Raw genomic sequence first — 19,301 nt, 5'->3', positions numbered from 1 at the left:
TAAATATACACTAAAATTGTTAAAAAAACAAACACGGGCAAAGCAGCCGAAAGACTGTGGCGCAAAGCTATAGGGCCTGTAAAATGGCAGCCAGTTGCATAATTCAAAAGCACTATAGTTCTCTCTGTCTGAACATGGTGCTTTTTTTATTTTACCCCGTGGAAAGGAAATGGTGATGCAGATGGTGCACTTCTGATGTCCTATACGGCTCAGAAGCTGGCATGAACGGATATATACCAAAACCGGTAAGTATCAAGGATATCACAAGGACATTAAACGGAAATATCGTGTAAAAAACAACGAAGAACTGGATGGCGCAATTTACGAAATGCTGCAACTGCTTGGAAAATGCAGTGGTGCCGATCGAGTATATATTTTTGATAAAAAAGAAAAGAACCGAAAAGAATACTTCTGTCTTCAGTATGAATGGAAAAATGAGGACGACATATTAGAAAAAGAACAGTTATTTTCAGAAATCACGGTAGAGGATATTCCACATTGGACAGACGAACTGAAAAAAGGATTGACGATCCAGGTTACAGATTGTGAAGAACTTTCTCCTATGGAACAGGAATACAACCTGATGAAGAAACATCACACATATTCCCGCGTCCTCGCACCTATTTTCAGCAGAGACCATTTAAGCGGATTTATCGGAATGGATCATTTTTATAAAGGAATCTCAGAACTGTTTATTCATCAGCTTGCGTTCGTAGGTGCTCATCTGAATACAGCCAGGGAAAATCTCCGCATGTTTACGCTTCTGGGAAAAAATCTTGAAAGCATGGAAAAAGAACGTCAGATCCTGAATGTTCTCTGTGAGGACTGTACTTCTGTATATAAAGTCAATCTTCTGGATGATACTGCCGAAGTTGTAAAACTGGAACAGGGTGCCAACGCTCCGAAGATTCTGAAAAACAGAGAAAAAATCATACTTTGTTACTCAAAAGAACTGAAATACTATTATGATCATTTTGTCATAAAAGAATCCGCGCCGGATTTTTTGGAGACATTTGACTGTCAGAATCTGATAGGCGAGCTTAAAACCAGGGATAAGATCAGCCGCAGATATCAGTCCCGGGAAAATGCCAACAGGCATCAGTATTTTGAAATCAGAGCCACCAGACTTCCTTCTTCAACGGATTTTCCGGTTCTGATCGCTTTTCGTCATGTAGATGAGATCATAAAGGAGGAGCGAAATCATCAGAGAGAGCTGGAAGATTCTCTGGCAGAAGTGAAAATGAACAATGAGATCATATCCGCCATCAGTAAGATCTACTACATGATCTACCGGATCGACCTTCAGGATTTTTATTATGAGGAGATTACCGGCGGCAGTGAAAATCACCGTTTTACAGGAATGAAGGGAACCGCAGCTGCCCATATCACCAGTGATAGCAGCGAAAAAGTCGCGTCCAAATACAGGGCCATGGTAAAACAGTTTTATGACCTCTCCACTCTGAAAAAACGTCTGGAAAAAGAGGAGTCCATTGCAGTTGACTACCTTGCCACAGATAACAACTGGCATCTGGCCAGGTTTATTGTCCAGTCAAGAGCGGAAGATGGAACAGCCAGACAGGTTCTGCTTGTGATCCGCGTGATCAGTGAGGAAAAAAGGCGGGAAAAATATCTCATAGATGCGGTAGAAGAGGCCAACCGTGCCAATGAGGCAAAATCAGAGTTCCTTTCCAGAATGTCCCATGACATCCGGACTCCTATGAATGCCATTATGGGATTTACCAGAGTTGCAAGAAACCATCTCCATGAACCGGACAAAATACTGGACTGTCTGGATAAGATCAACTTAAGTGGAAGTAATCTGCAGCAGCTGATCAATGATGTCCTGGATATCTCCAGGATCGAAAGTGGGGAATTTCGCATTGATTCTGAGCCAGTAAAACTGTCTGAATTATGTAAACTTTACGAACAGAATATCCGTGGAACAGCAGAAGATAAGAACCAGAAATTTATCTGTAACCGACATGACATTATTTATGATACCGTGCTGTCTGACCGTCTGCGGATCGGTCAGATTTACATGAACCTGTTATCCAATGCAGTGAAGTATACTCCTGAGGGAGGAACGGTTGAACTGGAAGTTTATGAGGAACCATTTCCGGATAAAGATAAGATCCGCCTGGTTTCCATTGTCCGGGATAACGGGATTGGAATGAGCGAAAAATTCATGAAAGAAATGTATTCTCAGTTTTCCAGAGCAATTGATACAAGAGTGAATAAAGTACAGGGAAGCGGCCTGGGCCTTGCTATTGTAAAAAAGATCGTCGACCAGATGAACGGAACCATTGAAGCAACAAGCAGACTCCACGAGGGAACCACTTTCCGTGTGACTCTGGATGTACCTTTTATCAGGGAGCAGGAAGTATCAGAGACAACCGCGGAAATTCCGTTCTTCAAACTCAGGCCATCCAGGATCATAAAAACGCTTCTGATCGCAGAAGATAATGACCTGAATTATGAGATTCTGGAAGAACAGTTGGAAATGTACGGCATTCACTGTGTCCGGGCAGTAAATGGGAAAGAATGTGTACAGCTTTTTGAAATCGATCCCTCCGGAACATACGATGCCATTCTCATGGATATGCAGATGCCTGTGATGAATGGTCTTGATGCAACCAGGGCGATCCGCCGTCTTCCATCCCCGGAATCAAAACAGATCCCGATCATCGCACTGACTGCCAACGCCTATCTGGAAGACGTCCAGAAATGCAAAGAAGCAGGAATGAACGATCACATGTCCAAACCTGTACAGATAGAACAGATCATCCGAACTGTGGAGAGATGGATGAAATAATCGATATAGCAAATTCCAAATGCGCACGACAAACGCATGAGTAAATAAATTGTGAACACACCCCTTTTCTAGTAAAATAAAAGAAAAAGGGGTGTTATTTATGCAGGAATTATTAGAGTGGATGGAATACATTGAAGATACTCGTCAGCAGACAAAGGTTCGTCATACGTTGAAGGATATTCTTGTCATTGTGTTGTTTGCAACTCTTGCGAATGCGGATGACTGGGTTGAGATGGCATTGTTTGCAGAAAGCTATCAGGATTATCTTCGAAAGTATATTGAACTAAAAAACGGAATCCCCTCTCATGATACGATCCGGCGTGTCATGGGGATGATATCGCCCGAAATTCTGCAGCAGCTCTATGGAAAATGGCAGGAGCGGCTGGATAAAAATGATGGAGAACTGTTGAAGAAGATCATCTGCATAGATGGAAAAACGATGTGTTCGAATAAACGTGGAGAAGAAAAAGCAAGTCACATTGTTTCTGCATGGAGTAAGGAAGATGGATTTTGTCTGGGACAGAAAGCAGTCAAAGAAAAAAGCAATGAAATAACAGCGATTCCAGAGCTGTTGGAAAAAATCCAGATAAAGGGTCAGATCATTACGATTGATGCAATGGGAACGCAGACAGCGATCGCAGGAAAAATCAGGCAGAAACGAGCGGATTATGTTCTGGCATTGAAGAAAAATCAATACACAATGTACGAAGATGTAAAAGAATACTTTTCGAATGAGGAGTTTCAAAAAGAAATGCGCGAAAAGGGGGCATATAAGAAGACCCGTGAGAAAGCCCATGGGCAAATTGAGATCCGAGAGTATTATCAGACGGAAGATATCCGGTGGCTGAGCCAAAAGAAGAATTGGAAAGGCCTGAGAAGCATTGTAATGGAGAAGAAACGAATAGAAAAAGCAGGAAAGATAACGTATGAATATCGATATTTTATAAGCAGTTTAAAAACGGATATCAACGAAGTCAGCCGAGCGGTGCGAGGTCATTGGAGTATAGAAAGTATGCATTGGCATTTGGATGTAACATTTCGGGAGGATGCAAATACGACAATCGATAAAATGGCGGCACAAAATTTGAACATTATAAGAAAATGGAGCCTGAGTATTTTGAAACCAGCAGAACTATCAAGACATAAGTTGTCAATGAGAAAGAAAAGGTTCGTAGTAAGTTTGCGTCCAATTAAGTATTTAGAGGAGCTTTTAGAAGCTTAAAAAGTAGAAAAAATAAAATTTGCAGTTGCTAACCATTCATGCGTTTGTCGTGGCAGAATTGTTGTATACATTGCCAAAGTTGCGGTAAAATGATATGCTGATTTTATTGGATAGGAACGATATTTCGGTGGTTCGGAGGCGGAAGATGAGAAAGAAGTTAAACACCCAATTTAATACAAGGCAGTATATGGTTTCAAGAGACTTCGAAATTTATTATTATAAAGATCAGCATATGAAAAAGGTTGCCAACCATATCCATGATTACTATGAGATTTATTTTTTTCTGGAGGGTGATGTATCTCTTGAGATAGAGAAAAAAGAATATCCGCTGCAATACGGAGACGTGGCGGTAGTGCCTCCTGGTCTGGAGCATCATGCAGTCATTCACGATGAAAGCGTGCCCTATAGAAGGTTTGTATTCTGGATTACGGTTGACTATCTGAACCGCTTGATGGAAGATGCTAGGGAGTATGGCTATTTGATACAGCTGGTGCAGACAAAAGGAGAATATATTTTCCATCACGACAGAATCGCTTTTAATACGATTCAGACAAAAGTATTTCATTTGCTGGAGGAAATTTATTCCAATCATTTTGGAAAAGCGGCGAAGGTTTCCCTGTGCGTCAGCGATCTGCTTCTTCATTTAAACCGGACTGTATATAATGAAAGACATGAGCGTAGTGTTCAGGAGGAACAGCAGCTGTCAGAAAGATTGATAGACTATATTGAAGAGCATCTGGAAGAAGAATTGTCTCTGGACAGGATGGTAGCAGAATTTTTTGTCAGTAAATATCATATTGCCCATTTTTTTAAGGATCATATTGGAATGTCAGTTCATCAGTATGTGCAGAAAAAGAGACTGGAGGCATGCAGAGAGGCAATCCGGAATAACATGAAGATCAGCGAAGCTTATCTGCTGTTTGGCTTCAAAGATTATTCCGGATTCTATAAAGCATTCCGCAAAGAATACGGAATGTCCCCGAAAGAATGGCAGGAGACGGTTATGAATATACCGGAATTTTAATGGAAGTGCAGTCGTTTCAGATCCATACATTATATCCATGTACATAATGCATGGATGAGTATCGATCTAATCACAGGAATCATCAAAGAGAAATGAAACGGTACTTGTACCAGGAAAGGAATAAGGATGAATAGAGAGGAAGCAAGAAAAAAAGCGGAAGCGCTAGTTGCCAAAATGACGGTAGAAGAAAAAGCAGGGCAGCTGAAGTTTGATGCACCGTCAATTGAACGCCTTGGAATTCCCGCTTATAACTGGTGGAATGAGGCTCTTCACGGAGTGGCCCGGGCCGGAACTGCTACTGTTTTCCCGCAGGCGATCGCACTGGCTGCAATGTTTGATGATAAAAAACTAAAAGAAATTGCAGATGTAATCGCAGAAGAAGGAAGAGCAAAGTATCATGCATTTTCCGGGGAAGGGGACAGGGATATTTACAAAGGCCTTACGTTCTGGTCTCCCAATGTCAATATTTTCAGGGATCCTCGATGGGGAAGAGGACATGAAACTTATGGAGAGGATCCTTATCTGACTTCAAGACTTGGGGTCGCATTTGTAAAAGGACTTCAGGGCGATGGGGATACAATGAAGGCAGCAGCCTGTGCAAAGCATTTTGCAGTACATTCCGGACCAGAAGCACTCCGACACGAATTTGATGCGAAGGCTTCTCCAAAAGATTTGTATGAAACTTATCTTCCAGCTTTTGAAGCCCTTGTGAAGGAAGCGGACGTTGAAGCTGTAATGGGAGCTTATAACCGGACAAATGGCGAACCATGCTGTGGAAGTAAAACATTGCTGAAAGATATATTAAGAGATGACTGGGGATTCAAAGGACATGTTGTATCAGACTGCTGGGCAGTCCGGGATTTCCATTTGAACCACAAAGTGACGGAAGGGCCAAAAGAATCTGTAAAAATGGCGCTGGATGCGGGCTGTGACCTAAACTGCGGATGCACGTATGCTTATATAATGGCTGCGCTGAAGAAGGGACTGATCACGGAAGAGCAGATTACCAGATCCTGTGTCAGACTGTATACAACGCGGTTTCTATTAGGATTATTTGATGGAAGTGAATATGACAGTATTCCTTATGAAGTTGTGGAGTGTGAGGGACATAGAAAACTTGCGGTCACAGCGGCAGAGAAAGGAATCGTTCTTTTAAAGAATGATGGAATCCTTCCTTTAGATAAAAGCAGAATAAAGACAATTGGTGTAATAGGACCAAATGCAAACAGCAGAAGAGTGCTTTCTGGAAATTATCACGGAACTTCCTCACATTATGTAACTGTTTTGGATGGAATCCAAAAGGAAGCAGGAGAAACCTGCAGAGTTCTGTATTCAGAAGGCTGCCATCTGTATAAGGATAAGACCGAGCCTCTAGCATGGCCGGATGATCGGATCTCAGAAGCGATAATTACTGCAAAACACAGTGATCTTGTTGTTCTTGTGCTTGGCCTGGATGAAACTGTTGAGGGAGAAGAACCGGATGAGGGAAATGCAGGTCAGGCAGGAGACAAGGAATCTCTGGAGCTTCCTCTTTGTCAGCAGAAGCTTCTGGAAGCGGTTGCAACAGCTGGAAAACCAGTTGTCACCGTATTAATGTCAGGAAGTGCAATGGATCTTCGTTATGCAGATCAACATACAAATGCAGTTCTTGAAGCCTGGTATCCGGGTGCTGAAGGCGGAACAGCACTGGCAGACATATTATTTGGCAAGGTGTCCCCTAGCGGAAAGCTTCCAGTTACATTCTATTATGATACCGATGATCTTCCGGAATTTACCGATTATTCCATGGAAAACAGAACTTACCGGTATATGAAGAAGGAAGCATTATATCCCTTCGGATTTGGGCTTACCTACGGAGATGTATTTGCAGAAGCTGCGGAATTTACGGAAAAGCCACAGAAACATAAGAATTTAAAATTAAAATGTACTGTAAAAAATGAAGGTCTGGCAGACACCGACGATGTAGTGCAGGTTTATATCAAGGACTGGAAATCAAAATATGCGGTAAGAAATTATCACCTCTGTGCATTCAAACGAGTACATCTGAATGCCGGAGAAAAAGAAACTTTTGAAATAGAAATTGATAAAGATGCATTGCAGATTGTGGATGAAGAAGGAAAAAGGTATATAGACAGTGATGAATTTTCTGTTTATATTGGAACTTCCCAGCCGGATCGCCGAAGTGAAAGGCTATTAAAAAGAAAGCCTTTAGAACTTCGATTCAATATAGAATGATCTGAGTCTTTGATAAAATAAGCCGAAAACAATTTTAATAAAATTTTCTCATCACAGTATCTTGAACCTCCTGCCCGGATATGTTAAACTTAATAAGTTTTAAAAATGCAACTAACTACTATCTGGCCATGTTTATACACAGATCTAAAAAGCAATTTTCACTGTGGCACAAACATGGTCAGATTTAAGATAAAACGGTGTTACACCGTATAGAACCGTATAGAATAGGAGATTTAGACAGAATGGCATTGAGTCCAAAAATGTGGTAGTGAAATTTCAGTATCTCCGGAAACTCGCATAAATACAGGAAATATGCGGTTTAACGACTCATGAACTTCTATCAGTAAATGGTACTCAGTGGTAAGGAATACGCTCAAGCAGCAACAAAAACTGGGTAAAAATGTGGTCATAAAACAACCTAGACATTTTTTTCTGATGATTGCATGGCACTGGGAAACGAATTTGCAATTATCTATTTTTTTAGTAGTAAATGATTAAAATTAATATAGACTATTGGAGAAATCTTTTATGATGTAAGCAAGGAGATACTGTTTATATTATAAAAGATTTTTACGTATTAAAACCAAAAGTGGATATTCACAAAATCTATAGGTAATTGGATGTTGTTGAAAACGCAGATTTAGAGTATAATAAATATATAGCCGAAGAATAGTTTTTAAAGTGCTGTAGAAAAGGAGAAAGACTTTGAATACAGAAATCAAAAATACGATTCTTACGACGGATAAAGACGCACAATATGATGAAAGCGCGAAACGATTACTTGGCCAGAAAAGTATCCTGGCCCATATATTAGTAAAGACTGTTGATGAATATGCAGGAATGGATCCGAAAGAGGTGGTTTCTTACATTGAAGGCGAACCATTTATTAACACTGTTCCGATAGAAACTGGTCTTACTAATGCTGTTATTAAAAATGCTGGATCTCGTGTGGTTGGTCTTAATTCTGAAAATCCGGAGCTTCATGAGGGAATGATATGATTTGATATTATATTTTATGTCAGAATGAGGGATGGATTGTCGCAGATTATTATCAATGTAGAAGCCCAAAAGGACGAACCAAACGGGTATGATATATTGAATCGGGCAATCTTTTATGTAAGCCGTATGATTTCTTCGCAAAAAGAAAGAGATTTTTCAAATTCAAATTATAATGATATCAAGCGAGTCTATTCCATCTGGGTTTGTATGAATATGCCGGAAAATAGTCTGGAACACATTCACCTGGTGAAAGATAGTATTGTAAATTCCCATGCATGGAAAGGCAAACTGGACTTGGTTAATATCGTAATGATCGGACTTGCCAAAGAACTTCCGAAGCATGAGGAGAAATATGAATTACATAGATTACTGGGAGCATTGTTATCTCAGGATTTAACAGCAAACGAAAAACTGGATATCATTGGAAATGAATATGCAATTCCAATGGAAAAGGATTTTAGAGAGGATGTGAGTATTATGTGTAATTTGAGCCAGAAAATTAAAGAGACTGGAATTGAAACCGGAATTGAGATGGGTAAACGGGAAATGATTATGAAAATGTACAACAAAGGTTATACAGCTGCTCAGATCGCGGATGTAGCTGAAATGGACGAAAAAAAGATAAAAGATATCATAAAAAATGCTGAATTGTTGACAGTATAAAAGATTGAACAGAATCTGATTATTCAAATGTTGTGTAATTGGATGTTTGGCGGGGTGTTACGATAAGCATCTCGCCATTTTTTATTATACGATGTCATGGTCAGAGTATCTGTAAATTATAACATATTATGCATCAGCTGCGATACAGGTATTTCCACAACAGTTACAAAAAGATGGTGAACCGGACTGAATCCACCATCTTTTTTCTTTATCTTCTGTTATTAATAATCTCTCTCGCCATATCTGCAAGTTCTCCGGCAGATAATTTTCCATCTATTTGCAGCAAATCATACTGGATGCCATCCTTATTCCAGTTAACGCTTTGAACCTGACTGACTTCAATCTGAGAAGCACTGTCATTGTAACTGAATATAACTTTTCCACTGGACTGGTCTTTTTTATCTTGTTCTGTCAATTCGTAATCATCTGATACCACTTTATTTATATAATGTACATAATACAAATTTGTTCCATTTACAGTGGCAATAATATCACCTGACGGAGTAAGTTTTGAGTTAAATTTCTGCTGTTCAAACAATACAACATCTCCATTCTTCTGATAATCAAAGGACACAGATTTAAAATTCTCAATTACATTTGCATTGCCATCCTTAAAACTGTTTTTTATAATATTGCCCTCTTTGAAGCAGTACCCGTTCTCAAAGGTATCAATCAATACCGGTCTATACCCAATATCCTTTGTAATCTGTTCTGACGTTGGAAGAGATGTATAATCAGCACGTGATGCAGATGAACCTGTCCACATTGAAATCTTTCCTGTTGCTGCCATAGCAGTAACTCCAATTGTAAGTGTTGCAGCTATCAACAAAGGTAATATTTTCTTTTTTGATCTCATAGTCGTTTGCTCCCTTTCTGTATCTGCGAAGTCAAGTTTTGCATAGACTCTCTGTCTGACATTCTCTGTATCAATATCAAGAGCATTGCAGGAAATATCTGCCTGTTTTTGTATTCCCAATTCTTTAAGCAAATTTTTTCTTCTCATAATTTTTCCTCCGCATCCGATAACATTTTTCTGAGTTTTCTTTTTCCTCTTGAAAGTCTGGTCTTAACTGTAGAAATATTAAGTCCCATTGCTTTTGAAATATCCTTGATTTTTTCATCAAATTTATACCGCCTTACAAAAATCTCGCTGTCAGGTTCGCCAAGGCTCATAACTGTTTCCCATACATAATTATTGTGAAAATTCTCTTCCATGAAATTTTTGCCATCTGACAGCTCAATATCTTCAAGAGATGTATGATCCATCTTTCTGTTTATCCGTTTCAGAGCAAAATTCCGGGCAACAGCAGCAAGATATGACCGTAATGTACCTTTCTGCAAATCTATCCTCCCGGTATTCTTCCAAAGTACAACAAACACATCTGCCACAATTTCTTCAATATCCTCTTTCGGCAGTGAATTGCCGGCCATATGATACAAAACAGTACTCAAATACGGCGTATAAATTCGGATTGCTTCATCTATTGAATTTTTTTCTCTGTTCCTGAGACGCTGCAAAAGTTCTGCTTCATCTGTCATATCAATCCTACTTTCTTTTTAATATTTTCAAAAATTAAAAGCTTTTAACCTTTACATTCTTATATATCCTGTCAAAGAGCAAAAAGTTTCAATTTTAGAAAATTATGATATTGATACACCACTTTACAACTTTTTTATAAAAAAATATCGTACAGGATTTCCTGATGTATAATGAATTTGGCATAAAACATTACAAAGGAAAGTGACCCTGTACGGCAAAAACATTATACAGCGAAAAAACACTGATAGGTAGACTTCAGCAATATTTTTTGATCTATTTTGAAACTTTTTTTGTTCCGACAGCAGATACCTTATTTCTGCTGATATTATCTATACTGGGCCGCACACAACGGTTCCAACTATCTGAATGGACACTGCTTTGTGAGAGTCATGTTATGCCTGAATTTCACAGCAAAGATCATGTCATCATCCCTTGTGACAGCTGGGATACAAAACACAACCTGCTATCCATCGTTGATGAATATCCGAATCTGGATCTGATTGGCAATGCAAGGAGTGCTTCTGTCATGTATGATCTTGCTTATGTCCATCTTTTTGTTTGTAAAATTTCTGAAAATATTCTGGTGAAATGGTAGTATAATACGGAGAATGTAAAAAACGTAAGAGAGTAAAAATGAAACTACCGGATAAATTAGCACCGTTTCTGGAATTATTGCACATATACAGAGAAACTGGGTGAGAAAACAGTAAAAGCATATCGGATTGATCTAAGCAGTGTTTGGTTTTGGTCGCCTGTGAAGAGCAAGACAAAGAGAAGCTTGAGGAATATATTACGGAATTACATAAAAAACACAAACAGAACAGAGATTAAAAAAAGTGGATATTTCGTTGGCAATGGAAGAGACAACGGAAAAAAATACTTTTATGAGAACCGATTTCCTTTCCGATGCATCTAATTAGTGTAAAAGTAAACATGAGTAGTAATCCAGCTGGACAAAAGGAGAAGACAAAGTTATGACAAAAGATGTATTTATTAAGGAGGTTCGGGATGCAGAAGCCATGCTGTATCATATATCAAAGTCCATTCTGAAGAATGACTCTGATTGTGGGGATGCTGTGCAGGAAACAATTCTTAAGGCATATGAAAAACTTCCCACTTTAAAGAAAGAAAAATATTTCCGAACATGGATCACAAGGATATTGATCAATGAATGCAAAGGGATTCTTCGGAAAAGAAAAAATGTTATTCCATATGAAGAATATATGGACAATATGAAAATGACTGAGGAGGATAGATACAGTCATCTGTATATGGCGATTATGGAACTTCCGGAGGATCTGAGGGTTTTGGTAACATTGTATTATTTAGAAGGATTTTCATTGAAAGAGATCAGTGAGGCTCTGGATATTCCGGAAGGAACGATCAAAAGCAGACTTTCACGTGCAAGAGAGTTTTTGAAGGTGCAGTTATCCGAAGAAGAGAAAAGACCGGCAACTGGGAAAAACAGCAAGCAATTAAAGAGAATAACAGGAAAGGGGAAAATGTCATGTTAGAGAAGAAATGGAATAATATCGCACCGGAAGTACCACAGGATTTTCATAATAAATTTGAAGATACACTAAAACAGATTGAACAGGCGGATTCAGTTGATAAAAAATACAAAAGAAAAAAAATCAGTGGACGATTATTGATTGCAGCAGCAGTAATCTGTACTGGTATGGCTGTTACTGTGGCTGCAAAAGAGTTCTTTAAATGGAATGATTACCTGGTGAAAAGACTGGATCCATCGGAGGAACAGCAGGAGACACTGCAGGAATCAACTTATATTCAGAATATAGACCAGTCTGTAACACAAAATGGTGTGACGGTTACCCTGACAGATTCTATTCAGGATCAGGGATTCCTGTATGCTTTTTTTGAAGTGAAAACAGAGGACAGTATTTCTATGACTGATCATACTTCTTTTGAGGAGATGACACATTTTAAGATCGATGGAAAAGAAGTATATGCAGTGGACGATAACAGATTTGGAAGTTTCAATACTGGGGTAGGACAGGATGTGTTACTGAAAACAGATCAAAATTCTACACATCTTAAATATTTTAACGCCTGTATATCTTATGACGGTGATTATGATCTGAGTAATAAAACAGTAGAAATCACATTAAAGAATCTTACGGAGGAAGGAGATTATGATACGACTGTTATTACAGATGGAACATGGGATTTTAAATGGACTCTGGGTGCAGTAAAGCCTCCGACAACTCTGGAAGTGAACCGGAAATGTGATTTTGGAGGTTATGAAATCACAGTGAAAAAAATGGAAGTAACGCCCCTTTTATGGTCATTATATCTTGATTATGATGAAGCTATGAAGGTGTATGAAGATGAAAAAAACAAATTTGAGTACGCAGGTACGGACTATGGCATGGATCTTTATGCCAGAACTAGTATTGACCAGGTGCGTTATAAAGATGGAACGGTTTTAACACTTGATAGGACCATGGGAGGCATCGCTGGCGGTGGAGAAAAACAGGATAAGGAAAATGGTGTCATGATCATCAGAAACAGCTTCCCGCAACTGGTTGATGTAGATAACCTGCAGGCGGTACATTTTGGGAACATTGACCAGTGGCTTGAAGTGCGGGAATAATAGTTTTTTCGGTGATACAGAAAAATCCTCCCATAATTAGATAATGAGAAAATAGGTAACCATACAGTCGGAAAAATGGCTCTGTAACAAAAGACCGTTTTTCCGGCTTTTCATTTTATCAGCAGTGAGGCATTCACACCGTTTGAAAATCTGTAAGAACTGAGTCATTGAGGTATGTCATGACGGGTAATCAAATATATGACATAGATTCTGCAATTGTAGAAAATAAGATTGACTTTTTGATTCTACAGATGTAAAATTAGAAAAGATTTCTACATCTGTAGAAAAATAGGGAGAACACAAGCTGAAGCGCAGACTCACAGACCACTATGATTACGATGTGACTATGTGGGATTCAATTGTGGTAAAAGAGTTGCTGCAGCGTATAAACTACATCAAATAGATACGGAGGATAAAATGTGCGGAATCTGTGGATTTACAGGTTACAGACAGGATCAGAAGACAGTAATTGAAAGGATGATGAAGGCCATTGAGCATAGGGGCCCGGATAGTGAGGGCTCTTTTTGCAGGGAGAAGATCACGCTGGGCTTTCGAAGACTTAGTATTATTGATTTAGAAGATGGGCAGCAGCCTATGGAAAGTGCGGACGGAAACCTTCATATTGTTTTTAATGGAGAAATCTATAATTATAAGGAACTGCGGGCAGAACTTGAGGCTTTCGGCATTTCTTTCTGTACTCATTCTGACACGGAGGTTCTGATAAATACTATTCAGCAGTATGGGGAGAAGGCACTGGATAAGCTCAGGGGAATGTTTGGGTTTGCTGTATGGAATGAACAGGAGCAGAGTTTGATGCTTGCAAGGGATTTTTTTGGAATTAAGCCTGTGTACTATGCCGAAATAGATGGACACTTTGTATTTGCTTCTGAAATTAAGAGTATCCTTGCATTTCCAGGCTATGAAAGGAAAGTAAATCAGAAGGCACTGGAGCAGTATTTGTCATTTCAATATTCCCCTCTGGAAGAAACTTTTTTCAGGGGGATTTATAAGCTTATGCCAGGTCATATGCTTTTATATAAAAACGGAAACTATGAGATAAAGACTTATTTCAAAACAAAGCTTGCACCAGGCCAATGGGACCGTAAGACGAATATGGAGCAGCTGCGGAATCAGCTTGCAGAGAATTTAAAGGATTCAGTGGAGCACCATATGTTAAGTGATGTGGAAGTCGGCGCGTTTTTATCCGGGGGAGTGGATTCCGGTTATCTGGCTTCTTCCTCTGGTGCAGATCAGGCATTTACAGTGGGATTCGATGAGGGAGACCGATATAGTGAAGTAAACAAAGCTGCCAAAGTGGCAGAAAAAGCTGGTTTAAAACACCATGTGAAAATCATATCCAAGCAGGAATTCTGGGATGCCCTTCCAGATGTTATGTATCATATGGATGAGCCCCTTGCTGATGCTTCTGCCGTTGCACTCTACTTTCTCTCAAAAGAGGCTGCAGGTCATGTCAAGGTTGTTCTTTCCGGAGAAGGAGCAGACGAGCTTTTCGGTGGATATAATATTTACAGAGAACCGGAATCATTGAAAAAAATTGCCTGGATTCCATTTGGTGTCAGACGTGTAATTGGAAAACTGGCTGCAAAGCTGCCGGATGTGAAGGGACGAGATTTCCTTATCCGTGCAGGAATGAAAGTGGAAGAACGTTTCATCGGAAATGCATATATTTACCGTGAAAAAGAGAAAGCGCAGATTTTGAAAAATAAAGTAACAGGACCTTCCACACAGGAATATTTAAGACCATTTTTTAAAGAACTTGAGTCAGAAAACAGAGGATCACTTCGAGACATGGAAAAAATGCAGTCTGTAGATCTGAGATACTGGCTTCCTGGCGATATTTTACAGAAAGCAGATAAAATGAGCATGGCACATTCATTGGAAGTCAGGGTACCATTTCTGGATAAAGAAGTTTTTGACTTTGCAGCAAAGCTTCCGAAAGAAGCCAAGATTGCAGCGGGTACAACCAAATATATTTTCCGTAAAGCTGTTTCAGAATTTCTTCCACAGGAAACCGATGAACGTAGGAAACTTGGTTTTCCAATTCCAATCCGTGTGTGGCTGCGGCAGGATGACTGGTATCAGAGGGTAAAGGAGTTATTTACCTCGAAAGAAGCAGAAGAGTTTTTTCATACAGATAAGCTTCTTTTACTTCTGAAAGAGCACAAAGAGAAAAAGGCAGATAACAGCCGTAAAATCTGGACAGTTTTGACATTCCTTATCTGGTATGATAGATTTTTTGCTACATGTTCGAAGTGAGAGAGTTGGTTATGAGACGGTAAAAATATAAATATACGAAAAATCCGTTGACAATGGTATTTGGGACTTTTATGATAAAACTCTATTTGTTTGTATAGAAACTTTCGGATTATTGGAGGAAGAGTTTAAGGAGTATGTGGGTGGAAATCTGAAAGATCTTACGGTTTTGGATGCTTTCGACTCATTGTTCTTAAATGGAAAGGCAAATCAGGAAGCGCAATTTCAGCAGTTTGCTTCCTTGGAAATCCACAATTGCAATCTGTGGCATCTAGGAAAGGAGTTATATTACTATCCTGTATATTTGTTGGATTTATTCTTTTGTTACTTTACAGAGAAATATTTGTTCATCTTAGCATAATTTACAGAAGAGAAAAATATAGTGCAGGTAGTAGTGTAAGAAATGTGATCGAACCAAAAGACCTTGGGATGCAGTCCGATTGTGACGATGCATGCAACTGGGATGATAAGGAGAATATTTATGATTGAAGCTGTAGCAGTACTTCTTTTTTTTATAGTTGCAGGAACTCTATGGGGGATAGTAGAAACTTTTAAATATAGGAAAAATTTTTCAAGAAACTGTGAAAACGGACAAATCTCCACTATTAAAGCGTACCGAATAAAGCGACGTGGATCCTGGCGGATTTTTGGTGACCGTATTCTAGATGAAAAATCGTTTCTGGTAATGAGGGAAAAGGAGTCAAAGTTAAAAATTCATTAATTCAATAGCGGGGTATTTTAAATGGCTGAACAAAATGTTTTTAATCTGATGCAAAACGATGAGATTGGGATGTTGTGGAAAAAGATATATCAATTACATCAAAAAACCAAAATTTATCTACTTACAGCCGAAGAAATATCAGAAAATGGGGATGCATTGATTCAGCCATTAAAAGAGCACCGGGATGCATATGATCATATTGTAAGGATTTTTGCAAGCACAACCAAAAAAGTGCCGGAAGGATACGATTACTATTCTTATATCAAAGGAAACCTTGAGAAAGCATATGGACATGAGTATCGTGCTTTTTTTGATACGGCAGACTGGCTTGCATACAATCTGCGGCATAATTTAAGAGAGCGCATAAATGTGATTCCATATAATAAAAGAAATCAATTAATCCCAAATTGCAAAGAAACAATCAAATTATTGAACCAATACCCATTTGAAATTTCTAATCTACGAAATGACAAGGATATAGTAAAAGAGTCTGACTCGGATGAGACAATAAAAGAATATGAAAATTTGCTTAAGCAATTAATAAAGTTATATAAAGAAATTGATTCAATTTGATGTTGCTACTAAAAACAATTAATAGACTGATTGATCGTCGAAAGGTATCTGTTTGTCCATATCAGTGATATGTTACTCCATAAGGAGAGTTCAGGAATATGTAGAATATTACACTTGCTAAAAAATCTGAGTGCAGAAGCGGCAGACCTTTTTTACAAGTGTAATACGGTTTTACTTTCAAGAGTGACTCAACGACTTGAATAATTGTGCGTCGCATTCTCGTTATTTCAGTGATGAGTTAGACGTGCAAATCTTTTCTAAAAAATACAAATAGAGGGAGTTTTATTGGACTAAATATTTTATAACAGCAGTTGCAGCCGGTATCTCATGATTTATAAAATGAGAATATCGGCTGCTTTTCATTATTTTTACCTCTAAAAGGTAATCTTCTGAAAACCAAAACTGTAGTTTGGATCTCAACTGAAAAAAATTAAATTTTTTTGTTACCATCCACTATTTTTTACGATATATAATATGAATGGAAATTTTTTTATTCAAAAAGGCGCCTTATCTGTTGCTGGTCAGATTATGGACAGTGACTTTTATCTTAAAGAAACCCGGAGGACAACCTGTAAATGAATGATGATGAAATTATAAACCTGTTTTTGAAAAGAGATGAGAATGGAATTATAGAATTGAGTACTAAGTATCATCCCTATTGCTACAAGATTGCCTGGAATTTATTGGCGAATAGAGAAGATGCCGAGGAATGTCTGAATGATACCTGGTTTTCAGTATGGTCACAGATTCCACCTACGCATCCTCCTGTATTGGCACACTTTTGCGGTCGGATTACAAGAAATCTTAGTATTGACTGCTTAAGGAAAAAGTTTGCAGGCAAGCGCCCGGATGTTCATATGGCAGATGTTATGGAGGAAATGGAGCAGCTAAATGTAACTTATACCGTGGAAGAACAGCTGGCGGAAAAAGAACTGATGGAAACCATAAATCGTTTTTTGGAAGAAATGTCTCCAAAGGACAGAAATATTTTTGTACGAAGATACTGGTTTTTAGATCCTGTTTCTGCAATATCCAAAAGGCATCATATGTCAGCGGGAAGCGTGAAAATGAATTTATACAGAAACCGGAAAAAGCTGTTGAAACTGTTGGAAAAAGAAGGAGGACGCATATGAAAAAGTTTGATTTTTCAAAAGAATTTGGTAATATTGATCCGAAATATATAGAGGAAGCAGAGCGGGAATGGAGTGAAAAAAAGGAAAACCGGAGACCAAAAGGGTGGAGCAAAGCAGCAGCTGCCTGTGTGATCGTCACCTTGGGTTCTGTTATCTTTTCTAATCCACATATCCAGGCTGCAATAAAAAATATTACATTGTCCATAGGAGAAACCCTTGGTTTCCCAAAAGGCATTGAATCTTATACGGAAGTGTTGAATACCTCTAAGGAAGACAAAGGAATTACTGTAACATTAAAAGAAGTTGTTCTGGATAATGGGGTTCTGTTAACAAAGGTGCATGCAGAAAAAACATCTTCCGGGCAAAAGGACACGGATGATGTCCAGGATGACTGGACCTTTGCCAATACACAGCTTGACATTGATTATCAGAAAACTACAATAAATGGACAGAAAATTGAAGAATACGAAAGCGGACACCTTCTGCCATATTCGGACGAAGATTTGCTAAATACTGGACTGGATGAAAATGTCTATGATGCTGTTCTGGAATCCCGGTTTTCCCTTGATGGTGATTTGGGAGAAAATCCAGAAGTACATTTGGTACTCGGTGCCTATCAAAATGAAAATCTTGGCGAAGATTATTTCGCAGAGTTTGAGTTTGATTTTTCTATTCCCCATGAGGAGCTTATGAAACAGACAGTTCATAAAAAGCTGGAAGATGTTTCTGTTAAAACAGAAGAAGGAACCGTAAAATTAACAGACTTTTCCATGAATAAACTGCAAAGTATAATTAAGGCAGAAATTCCGGAAGAACTTGAGGAAAAGCTGTATAATGGTAATGAGATGATGCTTATGGGGACAGACAGTAAAGGAAATCAGGTACAGTATGAACTGCGCAGTAATTCGGCAGCAGATGGTAAAACTCAATGGAGTTTTAAAACCAGTTTCTGGGGCATGTATCAGCTGGATTCTGACGGTCCGGTTCTTTTGCTCCCGGATATTGACAGCGATTATCTGGAATTACAGCTTTATACCAGAGAACCTTACATGGCTGCTGCAGACACTGTCTGGGGTGATGACGATTTTGTAGAAATTGGTGAGACTACAGAAGAGGTAGAAGAAGTTCCAGAGGATACTTTGGAGGGAGAAAATCCGTCAGATGCAGAGGATCAGGTTGAAACTCAAATTATCGGAGGGGCAGATGCTCCCACAGAAGTAAGGCTTCAAGACGATACAGACCAGAAAGAAAATACCGACGCAGCAGATAAAACGGATGAAGATTACGGAACCGAAGAAAGCGCATATTATGATGGAGCTACAGGTGAAATCACTGCAGAATCCGGCTGGACACCTGTCGGGGATAAAATAAGGATTCAGATTAAGTAGAGAAACGTGAATCTGTTTTCAAAAATCCCATGTCAAAGAAGCTTTGCATACCTGTTTTTTCGCTGTAAAAGGTAAATTGCTTTTCATTTGGCAGAAATTTTTA

General features: G+C 38.8%; 16 protein-coding genes and 1 riboswitch. Of the genes, 14 read left to right on the top strand and 2 right to left on the bottom strand.

The genetic code is table 11. The features are described from left to right. The first annotated feature begins 26 nt into the window (after positions 1-26). A riboswitch (cyclic di-GMP riboswitch) is annotated at positions 27-102 on the top strand. A gap of 226 nt (positions 103-328) precedes the next feature. The 6 genes from AC04Q6_RS01700 (at position 329) to AC04Q6_RS01675 (ending at position 8,955) form a co-directional block, all read left to right on the top strand. Continuing rightward, positions 329-2,812, top strand: a complete 2,484-nt coding sequence (locus AC04Q6_RS01700; RefSeq protein ID WP_118071420.1) for a hybrid sensor histidine kinase/response regulator — start codon at positions 329-331, stop codon at positions 2,810-2,812. A gap of 100 nt (positions 2,813-2,912) precedes the next feature. After that, complete coding sequence (locus AC04Q6_RS01695) at positions 2,913-4,034, top strand: ISAs1 family transposase (protein ID WP_118064820.1); 1,122 nt, start codon at positions 2,913-2,915, stop codon at positions 4,032-4,034. A gap of 145 nt (positions 4,035-4,179) precedes the next feature. Then, on the top strand, positions 4,180-5,058 hold the full coding sequence (locus AC04Q6_RS01690; RefSeq protein ID WP_118071913.1) for a helix-turn-helix domain-containing protein: 879 nt from the start codon (positions 4,180-4,182) through the stop codon (positions 5,056-5,058). Positions 5,059-5,184: 126 nt separating this feature from the next. Further along, positions 5,185-7,293 (top strand): glycoside hydrolase family 3 C-terminal domain-containing protein, encoded by a 2,109-nt coding sequence (locus AC04Q6_RS01685; protein WP_118071914.1) that lies wholly within the window; start codon positions 5,185-5,187, stop codon positions 7,291-7,293. A gap of 705 nt (positions 7,294-7,998) precedes the next feature. Beyond that, on the top strand, positions 7,999-8,292 hold the full coding sequence (locus tag AC04Q6_RS01680; RefSeq protein ID WP_330384580.1) for a hypothetical protein: 294 nt from the start codon (positions 7,999-8,001) through the stop codon (positions 8,290-8,292). Between the two features lie 36 nt (positions 8,293-8,328). Then, the gene (locus AC04Q6_RS01675) at positions 8,329-8,955 is read left to right on the top strand and encodes a hypothetical protein (protein WP_330384579.1); all 627 of its coding nucleotides are present in this window, start codon (positions 8,329-8,331) and stop codon (positions 8,953-8,955) included. A gap of 208 nt (positions 8,956-9,163) precedes the next feature. On the opposite strand, the gene AC04Q6_RS01670 is transcribed toward AC04Q6_RS01675, so the two are convergent. Both AC04Q6_RS01670 and AC04Q6_RS01665 read right to left on the bottom strand, forming a co-directional pair. Beyond that, entirely contained in the window at positions 9,164-9,958 is a 795-nt protein-coding gene (locus tag AC04Q6_RS01670) for a hypothetical protein (RefSeq protein WP_118071915.1), read from the bottom strand. Continuing rightward, positions 9,955-10,494, bottom strand: coding sequence for an RNA polymerase sigma factor (locus AC04Q6_RS01665; RefSeq protein WP_059085733.1), 540 nt, complete (start codon positions 10,492-10,494; stop codon positions 9,955-9,957). Before AC04Q6_RS01665 ends, AC04Q6_RS01670 begins: the two co-directional genes overlap by 4 nt. Positions 10,495-10,763: 269 nt before the next feature. Between AC04Q6_RS01665 and AC04Q6_RS01660 the strand changes: the two genes are divergently transcribed. The 8 genes from AC04Q6_RS01660 to AC04Q6_RS01625 all read left to right on the top strand — a co-directional run bounded on the left by AC04Q6_RS01660 (position 10,764) and on the right by AC04Q6_RS01625 (position 19,198). Beyond that, a complete protein-coding gene (locus AC04Q6_RS01660; RefSeq protein ID WP_476389492.1) occupies positions 10,764-11,090 on the top strand; it encodes a hypothetical protein in 327 nt (108 codons plus the stop codon). Positions 11,091-11,469: 379 nt separating this feature from the next. Further along, positions 11,470-12,009 carry an RNA polymerase sigma factor gene (locus AC04Q6_RS01655; protein ID WP_055056185.1) on the top strand — a complete coding sequence of 180 codons (540 nt, stop codon included), beginning with the start codon at positions 11,470-11,472 and terminating at the stop codon, positions 12,007-12,009. Continuing rightward, positions 12,003-13,109 (top strand): DUF4179 domain-containing protein, encoded by a 1,107-nt coding sequence (locus tag AC04Q6_RS01650; protein ID WP_118071916.1) that lies wholly within the window; start codon positions 12,003-12,005, stop codon positions 13,107-13,109. Before AC04Q6_RS01655 ends, AC04Q6_RS01650 begins: the two co-directional genes overlap by 7 nt. Positions 13,110-13,526: 417 nt before the next feature. Continuing rightward, the gene (asnB, locus tag AC04Q6_RS01645; RefSeq protein ID WP_118071917.1) at positions 13,527-15,386 is read left to right on the top strand and encodes an asparagine synthase (glutamine-hydrolyzing); all 1,860 of its coding nucleotides are present in this window, start codon (positions 13,527-13,529) and stop codon (positions 15,384-15,386) included. A 478-nt stretch (positions 15,387-15,864) separates the two neighbouring features. Then, a complete protein-coding gene (locus tag AC04Q6_RS01640) occupies positions 15,865-16,104 on the top strand; it encodes a hypothetical protein (protein ID WP_005423104.1) in 240 nt (79 codons plus the stop codon). Between the two features lie 21 nt (positions 16,105-16,125). Further along, positions 16,126-16,677 carry a hypothetical protein gene (locus AC04Q6_RS01635; RefSeq protein ID WP_118071920.1) on the top strand — a complete coding sequence of 184 codons (552 nt, stop codon included), beginning with the start codon at positions 16,126-16,128 and terminating at the stop codon, positions 16,675-16,677. Positions 16,678-17,252: 575 nt separating this feature from the next. Beyond that, positions 17,253-17,810 (top strand): RNA polymerase sigma factor, encoded by a 558-nt coding sequence (locus tag AC04Q6_RS01630; protein ID WP_059085740.1) that lies wholly within the window; start codon positions 17,253-17,255, stop codon positions 17,808-17,810. Continuing rightward, positions 17,807-19,198 (top strand): DUF4179 domain-containing protein, encoded by a 1,392-nt coding sequence (locus AC04Q6_RS01625; protein WP_118071921.1) that lies wholly within the window; start codon positions 17,807-17,809, stop codon positions 19,196-19,198. Before AC04Q6_RS01630 ends, AC04Q6_RS01625 begins: the two co-directional genes overlap by 4 nt. Positions 19,199-19,301 lie beyond the last annotated feature (103 nt).

It is taken from the genome of Blautia sp. HA9023, assembly GCF_056504095.1.
Note: the sequence above shows the minus strand (reverse complement) of the source record. Positions and strands in the feature narration are given on the sequence as shown.